Raw genomic sequence first — 10,160 nt, forward strand, 5'->3', positions numbered from 1 at the left:
GCATTTAAATATTAAATAATTATTCGTTTACTTCGTCGCCGATTGTAACAGCTGTGTTATCTTGTTTTGCTAAGAAATCTTGATATTCAGCTTTTTCAGCGTCTTGTTGCACTTTTGTAATGCTAAGAGCAACTTTTTTATTATCCATATCTACATGAATAACTTTTACAGTAACTTCATCGCCAACATTTACAGCTTCAGAAGCTTTTGTAATGTGTTTTGGAGAAAGTTCACGCATACGAATTAAACCATCAAAACCAGGTTCAATTTCCATAAATGCACCAAAATCTGTTAATTTTACGATTTTGCCTTTTACATAAGAACCTACTGGATATTTTTCTGCTTTATCGAACCAAGGATCACGAACAGTATCTTTAATGCTTAAAGAAATACGTTTTGTTTCTGGGTCAAAAGCTTTTACTAAAACTTCTACTTCTTGACCAACGGATAATACGTCTGCTGGATTTTTGATATGATCCCAAGAAAGATCAGAGATATGTGCAAGTCCATCAACACCACCGATATCAATAAATGCACCATAATCTACTAAACGTTTTACAACACCTGTACGTTTTTCACCTTCAACAATGCTTGCTAAAGCTTCTTCACGTTTTTGTTCACGTTGTGCTTCAAGAACGCTACGACGAGAAAGAACGAGGCGTTGTTTTTTAGGGTCTGCTTCCATAATTTCAACTTCAACTTTTTGACCTACAAATTCATTTAAATCTTTGACAAAATGAAGTGCAATCTGAGAAGCAGGAATAAATCCACGAAGACCAAAAGCAGTAGTGAGTAAACCACCTTTTACAACCTGAAGAATTTCTACTTCAATGATTTGTTTTTCTTCTTTAACTTTTTCTACTTTTTCCCATGCAACTAAACGGTCTGCACGAGTTTTGGAAAGAATTAATCCATTTTCTCCGCCTAAAGCAACTACATATACGTTAATTTTGTCGCCAACTTTAACTACATCTGTAGCAGCTTCTGGTTCTGGATAAGCCAATTCTTTTTTGGCGATAGGAATTTCTGTTTTATAACCGATATCAACATACGCTTCATCACGGTTAACTAAAACCACAGTACCTTCTATAACTTCATGTGGATTAAATTCCTTCATAGATTCTTCTGCTAATAAGCTTGCCATGTCTTGCACTTTTCATATACCTCCTTGATAATCCAGTCAGGTGTAGATGCACCTGCTGTAATACCAATTTTTTTAATATTATTGAACCAATCATCATGTAATTCATCAACCGTTTCTATATGATGTGTTACACAATGCTCGGTGCATAATTGCGCTAATCGAGTTGTATTAGCACTATTGCGACCACCAACAACAATCATCATATCTACTTCTTTAGATAATTTTATCGCAGCAGACTGACGTTTATCTGTGGCTGTGCAAATTGTTCTTAAAATCCTGATATCATAAGATTTAGTTAATAAAATATTAACAATCTCACTAAAGGCTTTTGCTGAAAATGTTGTTTGCGCTACAATACCCAATTTAGATACAAAAGCTATATTTTCAGCTTCTTCTTGTGAACCAATAACTAATGAATTTTTACCAGCCCACTCTTTAATACTTTTTACCTCAGGATGATTTTTTTCGCCTATAATAATAACTTTGAAGCCTTCATCAGCTAGCGCTTTGGCTGACATTTGAGCTTTCTTAACATGTGGACAAGTAGCATCTGCAAGCTCTAGCCCTTTTGCTTTTATCGCATCATATATGCTTGGACCTACACCATGAGAGCGAATTATTATTTTCCCATTCTCCATTTCATCAACTGATTCTACTATTCCGATACCTTCATCAGCTAATGATTTTACCATTTGCGGATTATGAATTATTGGTCCTAAAGTGCAAACTTTTTTTGATAAATCAATATTATCTTTAGCAGTTTTTATTGCTCTTTTTACACCATAACAAAATCCATAATCGTCAGCTAAAATTACTTCCAAAATTTATCACCATCAAAAATTATATTACTAAGCTTACCATATAGTATACCATACTATGCTATCTTTATTCTACTTTATTTTTAGCATTGACGCAATTTCTTGCATTATTTTTTCAGTAAATTCTTGTAAATTTTCTTTATCCACTTTTTCTGCTTCAAAAGTCATAGGTTTTCCATAAATTAAAGTTATTTTTCTAAACGGTCTTAATTTAAATGTTCCTTGTATTGCTACAGGAATAACTGTTGCTTTTGATTTTGCAGCAATGAGTGCTACCCCTGGTGCCCCCTTGTGTAATTTTCCATCTTTACTTCTAGTACCTTCAGGAAACATACATATACACTCTTTTGCTTCTAACATCTGCAATGCTGTTTTTATTGCAGCTCTATCTGAAGCACCTCTTTTTACAGGAAAAGTATGCACATTTTCTAAAATATTTTTCAATATCGGCACTTTAAACAACTCTTCTTTAGCCATATAAGCCAAATGACGAGGTATGAATGTTCCTACCAGTGGAGGATCCCAGTTGCTTAAATGATTAGCAGCTAAAATTACAGCTCCTTCTTTAGGTATATTTTCTTTTCCTTTGACTGTTGTAGGAAAAATAACAGAATAAATAAATGTAAATATTATTCTAAGTAATCCATATAACATAATTAAAAATCCTCAAACTATAAATTCACAAAAATAGCCTTAAGCATTAGCTAGTCTTATAATCTCTTGTAAAACTTCATCAATAGTCATTTTTGTTGTATCTAATAAAATAGCATCGTCTGCTTTTTTTAATGGAGAAACTTCTCTTTGCATATCAGCTTCATCTCTAGCTATAATATCTTTTTTTATTTCTTCTACATCTACATCATAGCCTTTTTCTTTCATTTCTTTAGCTCTGCGATTTGCTCTTTCATCAGCAGAAGCTGTTAAATAAATTTTTAAATCAGCATTAGGAAGTACACATGTTCCAATATCTCTACCATCCATCAATACAGAACCATCTTGTGCCATTTTACGTTGAAGCTCTACCATTTTTTGACGAACTTCACTAATTGCTGCTACTTGTGATACTAAAGCTGTTACTTCTGGTGTTCTAATCGCTGTACTTACATCTTGTTCATTTACAAAAATGAGCATATTTCCATTATCATTATACGCCAATCGTATATTAATATCTTCAATTACAGATAAAACTTGTGCTGTATTTACAGGCACTTGATATTTTTGCAATACAAGCCAAGCTACACCTCTATACATCGCACCAGTATCAATATAAATATAATTTAATTTTTTAGCTGCCATTTTCGCTATGGTAGATTTACCTGCTCCCGCTGGACCATCAATAGCAATTACAGATTTCTTCATCATTCTCACCTATATAAAATTTGTAAATTATTCAAAACGAGTTAATATCTCATAAAAAGTTGGATAGGAAATATTTACACATTCGCTATTTTCAATTTCAATACCTACACCGCTAGCTCCTAATATTGCAAGTGCCATGGCAATTCTATGATCATCATGAGAATTACATACAGCTTTTTGTAAATTATTTCTTTGACCGCCAGTGATTATTAAGCCATCTTGAGTTCCTTTTATGCATGGACAAACTTTGTTAAATTCATCGGTGATAACTTGCAATCTATCTGTTTCTTTTACACGTAATTCGCCAGCACCTGTGATAATAGTTTCACCTTCTGCAAACATACTAGCTACAGTAATAATAGGAATTTCATCAATGAGTCTAGGCATGATATCTGCACCAAAGCTTGTACCATGTAATTTAGCATAACGCACACGAATATCAGCAATAGGTTCTACTTCATCGCGAACATTTAAAAGTTCAATATTAGCTCCCATAGCTTTTAATACATCAATAATTCCTGTACGTGTTTCATTTATACCTACATCTTTTAAAACAATATCGCTATCTTCGATAATTGAACCAGCTACAAGCCAAAAAGCAGCTGAAGAAATATCACCTGGTACATGAATTTCTTTTGGAGCTGTCATTTTTTCCACTTTACTAATTGTTATGCTTGTACCAGATTTTTCTAATTTTACACCAAAACCTTCAAGCATACGTTCTGTATGATCTCTAGAAGTATATGGCTCAGTTACTGTAGTTTTGCCTTCAGCATTCATGCCAGCGAGTAAAATAGCAGATTTCACCTGCGCACTAGCCATTGGCATTTGATAATCAATACCTTGTAAACTTTCTTTTGCAGGGATTACAGTTATAGGCAATAATTTATTTTCTTTTCTTCCTACAATATTAGCCCCCATTTGGCTCAATGGGTTAATTACCCTTCCCATAGGACGACGACTAAGTGAAGCATCACCTGTAAAAGTAGTTAAAAATTTTTGACCTGCCAATATTCCCATCATTAAACGAAGTGTTGTGCCTGAATTTCCAGCATCAATTATACTTTGCGGTTCTTGAAGTCCATGAAAACCATTACCTTTTACAATCAAAGTATTTTCATCTAATTCTTTAACTTTTACACCTAAAGCTCTCATACAATTTACAGTAGACATACAATCTGCTGCATGTAAAAAATTAGTGATTTTTACTTCACTATCACAAAGACCAGCAAACATTACACTACGATGTGATACTGATTTATCTCCAGGTATTAAAATTTCTCCTTTTAATCCTGTTTTTATCGGTTGAATTTCTTTTAAAGCCCCCATAACTTCAAACCTTTCTTTAACAAATTTAATTATTTTAAGCATAATTATAACACTATAGCACGATAATTGTAAAAATTTTTATATTTACATCTTTATTACTAAAATTATTACTTAGATAAAATATTTATCATAAAAATTTTAAAATCTATAGTTAAATTTATGCTTTTAATCATTAAATTTTTCTCATACATTTTTTATATAATCTAAATAATCAACACCTGCATAAATTACTTTATTATCTCTTATAACAAAACCAACTTCTGTACCCCAATCGCCTTCACCTTCGACAGCATAAGCTATTTCTTCATCATCATTTATCATATCCACATATAAAGCCTCAAACCAACAATAATTCAAGATTTCACGAACATCACTTATCTTTGGTAATGTAAATTCATCTTTTACATTTTCCCAAAGTTGTGTGCAAATTTCATCTATCATACCATCTGTGAGATTATTAAAAGACTCTACACATTTTTCAGCACATTCTTTTAACTTATCGTCATTTATATAAATACTTAATTTATGCTTATGTTCATCATCTTGAAAAAATTTACTTTGAAAACTGCCTTCACCATTTTCATTTGACCAATAAATCATAAAATAATTTCTCCTCAAATTTTTAAATTAATAAATTTACATATTGCTTTATTAATTTCATTCTACCATATTTAAAATACCTTAATATAAATAACTACTAAAATTCATTCAATATTAATTACAATTTTACAATTTACAAACAACCTTAATAATCATGCTTTTAGTTAAATAGAAAAAGTTAATAAATAAAAAACACTTGACAAATTTAACAGAATAGTTTAATGTATACATATCGTAAAGTTGTAAACATGAAATCAAATATAATAAATCCTATGAACAGACAAGTAACTTATAGCAAAAAGCTACAGAGAGCTGATGGTTGGTGCAAATCAGTGTGATGTTATAGTGAACATCATCTGGGAGGATTTTGACTGAAAAGTAATTATACTTAGTAAGTCAAAACGGCTTTTCCTCGTTATTGGAAAATACATTTGTATATTCTAGTTATCAATTAATTATTATAAATGTATTCTGAGTGTTGCTATTATTAGCAAAATTTGGGTGGTACCACGGATTTAAAAAGTTCGTCCCTTAGAAATATATTTCATATATATTTTTAAGAGATGAACTTTTTTATTATATTAATGCATGTTTGCATAAATTTATAAAGTATTTTTTAATACAAAAGATACAAAAGGAGATTTTTTATTATGGCAAAAATTTATTATCAAGAAGATTGTAATCTTAACTTATTAAAAGGTAAAAAAATTGCTGTCATCGGCTATGGTAGTCAGGGTCATGCACATGCGTTAAATTTAAAAGAATCTGGTTTAGATGTTGTTGTAGGTCTTTACAAAGGAAGTAAATCCTGGGCTAAAGCAGAAGCTCAAGGTTTTGATGTTTTCACAGCTGCTGAAGCTGCTGCTCAAGCAGATGTTATCATGGTTCTTATCAATGATGAAAAACAAGCAAAAATGTATAAAGAATCTATCGAACCTAATTTAACAGCTGGTAAAATGCTCATGTTCGCTCATGGTTTTGCTATTCATTTCAATCAAATCGTTCCACCAAAAGATGTTGACGTTACTATGATTGCACCAAAAGCTCCTGGTCATACAGTTAGAAGCGAATATTTAAGAGGTCGTGGAACTCCATGTCTTGTTGCTGTATATCAAGATGCTACAGGCAACGCTTTAGATTTAGCTCTTGCTTATGCAAATGGACTTGGTTGCTCTAGAGCAGGTGTTCTTGAAACAACTTTCAAAACTGAAACAGAAACTGACCTCTTTGGTGAACAAGCTGTTCTTTGCGGCGGTGTTTGCGCTTTAATGCAAGCTGGTTTTGAAACATTAGTTGAAGCAGGTTATGACCCACGTAATGCATATTTTGAATGTATTCATGAAATGAAACTTATCGTTGACCTTATCTATGAAAGCGGTTTTGCTGGTATGCGTTATTCTATCTCCAACACTGCTGAATATGGTGATTATATCACTGGTCCAAAAATCATTACAGAAGATACTAAAAAAGCTATGAAGAAAATTCTTTCCGATATTCAAGATGGTACTTTTGCTAAAGATTGGCTCATGGATAACCAAACTGGTTGTGCTCATTTCCTTGCTATGCGTAAACGTGCAGCTGAACATGAATGCGAAAAAGTTGGTGCTGAACTTCGTAAACTTTATAGCTGGAATGATTCCGATAAACTTATCAACAATTAATAGCGGCGATATATAAAGCAAAAAGAGATGCTGCAAAGCATCTCTTTTTTTATCAAAATATTTGATTACATATATAAAGGAGGAAAAATTCATGCGAATAAACGGCGCTCAAGCAATTATTGAATGTTTGAAAAAAGAAAATGTAAATCTTGTTTTTGGTTACCCTGGCGGTGCTGTTTTGACATTATATGATGCTTTATATCAAAATAAATTTCCTCATATTCTAACCAAACATGAACAAGGTGCTATTCATGCTGCTGACGGTTATGCTCGTTCTAGTGGAAAAGTTGGAGTATGTTTTGCTACATCTGGTCCAGGTGCTGCCAATTTAATCACAGGTATTGCGACAGCTAATATAGACTCTATTCCTATCGTTTGTATTACAGGACAGGTTGCTACTCATTTAATTGGTAAAGATTCTTTCCAAGAAGCCGATGTATGTGGTATTACAGCACCTGTAACTAAACATAATTACTTAATAAAAAAAGTTAGCGATTTACCACGAGTATTTAAAGAAGCATTCCATATTGCTTCTACTGGTAGACCTGGCCCTGTTGTCATTGATATTGCTAAAGATGTATTTGAAGCTGAAATAGATTTTGAATATCCTACAGAAGTTAATCTTCGTGGATATAAATTACAAAAAGATGGCAATACAGACGATATTGATACTTTAATCGAAGCTGTAAAAACTGCTGAAAAACCTGTTTTATTTGTCGGCGGTGGCGTTATTTCTTCAAATACTTCTGCGTATATCAAACAATTAACTGAAATAACTGGCATTCCTGTTGTTGAAAGCCTTATGGGTAGAGGCTCTATTCCATGCGACCAATTAGAATCCTTAGGCATGGTAGGTATGCATGGTACTTATACAGCAAATATGGCAGTAATGGAATGTGATTTATTAATTGCTTTAGGCGCTCGTTTTGATGACCGTGTTACTGGTAAAGTTTCTGAATTTGCCCCTAATGCCAAAATCGCTCATTTTGATATTGATAGTGCGGAAATAAACAAAAATGTACATGTAGATTATCCTGTTGTCGGTGATTTACGTTGGTCTTTACCTTTGTTCACAGCTAAACTTTCTATCATTGGCGCACAATTAAAAGATCAATATAAACCTTGGCGTGATTACATCTTTGAAATGAAACATTTCAATCCTTTATTATATCGTGATGATGAAAATTTAATCATGCCTGAAAATATTATCACTAATATCAGTAAAATTTGTGATGAAAACACTATTGTAGTAACAGATGTTGGTCAACATCAAATGTGGGCAGCACAATATTACAATTTACAAAAATCTCGCAAATTTATCACTTCTGGTGGACTTGGTACTATGGGATTTGGTCTTCCTGCTGCAATTGGCGCTAAACTTGCAAATCCTGATAAAAAAGTAGTTTTATTTACTGGTGATGGTAGTATCATGATGAATTGTCAAGAATTTGCTACTGTTGCTGATTATAATTTAGATATAAAAGTAGTAGTACTCAATAACCATATGCTTGGCATGGTTGCTCAATGGCAACGTATGTTCTACAATCATCATTATTCCCATTCCGTATTGAGAGGTAAAACTGATTTAGTAAAATTAGCTCAAGCTATGGGTGTAAATGGTTATCGCATTGATAATAAAACTACATTCAATGAACAATTAGCTAATTACATCAATAGTGATGGTGCTTGTCTTATTGATATATTAATTCCTGATGAAGAAAATGTATTCCCTATGGTTCCCGCTGGTGGACGACTTGATCAAATGGTATTGGAGGCAGAACAATGAAATATCAATTAACACTATTAGCTGAAGATACTCCTGGAGTATTGAGCCATATTGTTTCCCTTATCAGCAGACGTTCATTTAATATCAATACCTTATCTGTAGGCTATACAGAAGAAGAACATGTTACTAGAATGAGCTTTGTCTTGACTGCTGATAGTGAAAATGAAGTAGAACAAGTTATGAAGCAAATCAATAAACTCATTAATGTAATCAAAATCGTTAATTTGACTCATATTGATTCTATCAACCGCGAACTTGTGATGATAAAAGTAAAAGCTGACCCTATAACTAGAAATGATATTGTAAATATAGTAAATATCTTCCGTGCAAAAATAGTTGATATCAATCGCGAAACACTCGTTATTGAATTAACTGGCGACCATACAAAAATTGATGCCCTTTGTGAAATGCTTGCAGATTATGAAGTAATCGAAGTAGCTAGAACTGGTACACTCACTATGTCACGTGGTCCTATTCCTGTAAAAAATATGTAATATATAAAATAAAGACATTCTTTTTTATAAATTTTAATTTAAAATTTGATATAGAAGAGAATGTCTTTTTATTTTCATTAAATTTAAAGAGGTGATTTCTGTGATATTAAATGTTTTAGTAGATAATAATACTTTTATTGATAAATATTTTTTAGGTGAACCTGCACTTAGTTATTTCATTGAATTAAATAATAAAAAAATTCTTTTTGATACAGGATATTCAGACATTTTTTTAACTAACGCAAATAAAATGAATATTTCTTTAGCTAACTTAGATTATATTGTTTTATCTCATGGCCATAGCGACCATACTGGTGGGCTAAAAAGTCTTTTACATAAATATAATCTAGAAAAGACAAAATTAATAGCCCATCCTCAAATTCTTTATCCTAAACGAAAAAATAATATAGATATTGGAATATCTATGTCTTTTGATGAATTATCACATAAATTAGAACCTATACTTACAAAAGAGCCGTATTGGATTGATGATAGTCTTGTATTTTTAAGTGAAATTCCCACTAAATTTCCATTCGAACGCATAAAAGTAGGCGAAGTTTTTAAAGATAATCAATGGCAAGATGATTTAAATTTTGATGATAGTGCTATGGTTTATAAAGGCAAAGACGGATTAGTTATCATAACAGCTTGTTCTCATAGTGGAATTTGTAATATCATCGAATATAGTAAATCTTTATTTCCTAATACAAAAATTCACAGTATTATTGGCGGTTTTCATCTATTAAAAGTCGATGATAAATTAAGAAAAACTATTGATTATTTAAAAGAGCAAGCTATCGATATTATTTATCCTGCCCATTGTACTTGCCTTCAAGCAAAAATTCAAATGGCTAAGTATATGAATATTCAAGAAGTTGGCGTTAATGTGATGTACTCCCACCACTTTCGCTATCGCTTAGAAGTGGGGGCTTCTTGTTCGATACAACTTTTGTTGTAAGCATAAGCAAG

10 protein-coding genes and 1 other annotated feature are annotated in these 10,160 nt (G+C 32.1%); of the genes, 4 read left to right on the forward strand and 6 right to left on the reverse strand.

Annotation, left to right across the window (positions count from 1 at the left end; all coding sequences use genetic code 11):
* Positions 1-19 precede the first annotated feature (19 nt).
* The 6 genes from rpsA to AC5LAX_RS03285 form a co-directional block, all read right to left on the reverse strand.
* A complete protein-coding gene (rpsA, locus tag AC5LAX_RS03260) occupies positions 20-1,153 on the reverse strand; it encodes a 30S ribosomal protein S1 (RefSeq protein ID WP_204921885.1) in 1,134 nt (377 codons plus the stop codon).
* A complete protein-coding gene (gene ispH / locus AC5LAX_RS03265) occupies positions 1,129-1,965 on the reverse strand; it encodes a 4-hydroxy-3-methylbut-2-enyl diphosphate reductase (RefSeq protein WP_117584694.1) in 837 nt (278 codons plus the stop codon). Before ispH ends, rpsA begins: the two co-directional genes overlap by 25 nt.
* Positions 1,966-2,034: 69 nt before the next feature.
* Entirely contained in the window at positions 2,035-2,616 is a 582-nt protein-coding gene (locus tag AC5LAX_RS03270; RefSeq protein ID WP_008537275.1) for a lysophospholipid acyltransferase family protein, read from the reverse strand.
* Positions 2,617-2,655: 39 nt separating this feature from the next.
* On the reverse strand, positions 2,656-3,321 hold the full coding sequence (gene cmk, locus AC5LAX_RS03275; protein ID WP_117976092.1) for a (d)CMP kinase: 666 nt from the start codon (positions 3,319-3,321) through the stop codon (positions 2,656-2,658).
* Positions 3,322-3,348: 27 nt separating this feature from the next.
* Positions 3,349-4,650, reverse strand: coding sequence for a 3-phosphoshikimate 1-carboxyvinyltransferase (gene aroA, locus AC5LAX_RS03280; RefSeq protein ID WP_204965161.1), 1,302 nt, complete (start codon positions 4,648-4,650; stop codon positions 3,349-3,351).
* Positions 4,651-4,833: 183 nt separating this feature from the next.
* Positions 4,834-5,250, reverse strand: coding sequence for a DUF6985 domain-containing protein (locus AC5LAX_RS03285; RefSeq protein ID WP_288909352.1), 417 nt, complete (start codon positions 5,248-5,250; stop codon positions 4,834-4,836).
* Positions 5,251-5,513: 263 nt separating this feature from the next.
* Positions 5,514-5,785 (forward strand) — a binding site (T-box leader).
* 115 nt (positions 5,786-5,900) lie between these two features.
* Here AC5LAX_RS03285 and ilvC point away from each other — a divergent pair.
* The 4 genes from ilvC to AC5LAX_RS03305 all read left to right on the forward strand — a co-directional run bounded on the left by ilvC (position 5,901) and on the right by AC5LAX_RS03305 (position 10,149).
* Positions 5,901-6,911: a ketol-acid reductoisomerase gene (ilvC, locus tag AC5LAX_RS03290; RefSeq protein ID WP_008537271.1), complete on the forward strand. Its 1,011-nt coding sequence runs from the start codon at positions 5,901-5,903 to the stop codon at positions 6,909-6,911.
* A 91-nt stretch (positions 6,912-7,002) separates the two neighbouring features.
* A complete protein-coding gene (gene ilvB / locus AC5LAX_RS03295) occupies positions 7,003-8,697 on the forward strand; it encodes a biosynthetic-type acetolactate synthase large subunit (protein WP_117584698.1) in 1,695 nt (564 codons plus the stop codon).
* A complete protein-coding gene (gene ilvN, locus AC5LAX_RS03300) occupies positions 8,694-9,191 on the forward strand; it encodes an acetolactate synthase small subunit (protein ID WP_018998641.1) in 498 nt (165 codons plus the stop codon). Before ilvB ends, ilvN begins: the two co-directional genes overlap by 4 nt.
* A 100-nt stretch (positions 9,192-9,291) precedes the next feature.
* A complete protein-coding gene (locus AC5LAX_RS03305; protein ID WP_493263631.1) occupies positions 9,292-10,149 on the forward strand; it encodes an MBL fold metallo-hydrolase in 858 nt (285 codons plus the stop codon).
* Positions 10,150-10,160 lie beyond the last annotated feature (11 nt).

The organism is Megamonas sp., from assembly GCF_986095205.1.

What these genes read in the sequence shown, in the direction of transcription:
- AC5LAX_RS03270 (WP_008537275.1), bottom strand. Translation starts at nt 2,616, where the DNA reads ATGTTATATGGATTACTTAGAATAATATTTACATTTATTTATTCTGTT.
- cmk (WP_117976092.1), bottom strand. Translation starts at nt 3,321, where the DNA reads ATGAAGAAATCTGTAATTGCTATTGATGGTCCAGCGGGAGCAGGTAAA.
- aroA (WP_204965161.1), bottom strand. Translation starts at nt 4,650, where the DNA reads ATGGGGGCTTTAAAAGAAATTCAACCGATAAAAACAGGATTAAAAGGA.
- AC5LAX_RS03285 (WP_288909352.1), bottom strand. Translation starts at nt 5,250, where the DNA reads ATGATTTATTGGTCAAATGAAAATGGTGAAGGCAGTTTTCAAAGTAAA.
- ilvC (WP_008537271.1), top strand. Translation starts at nt 5,901, where the DNA reads ATGGCAAAAATTTATTATCAAGAAGATTGTAATCTTAACTTATTAAAA.
- ilvB (WP_117584698.1), top strand. Translation starts at nt 7,003, where the DNA reads ATGCGAATAAACGGCGCTCAAGCAATTATTGAATGTTTGAAAAAAGAA.
- ilvN (WP_018998641.1), top strand. Translation starts at nt 8,694, where the DNA reads ATGAAATATCAATTAACACTATTAGCTGAAGATACTCCTGGAGTATTG.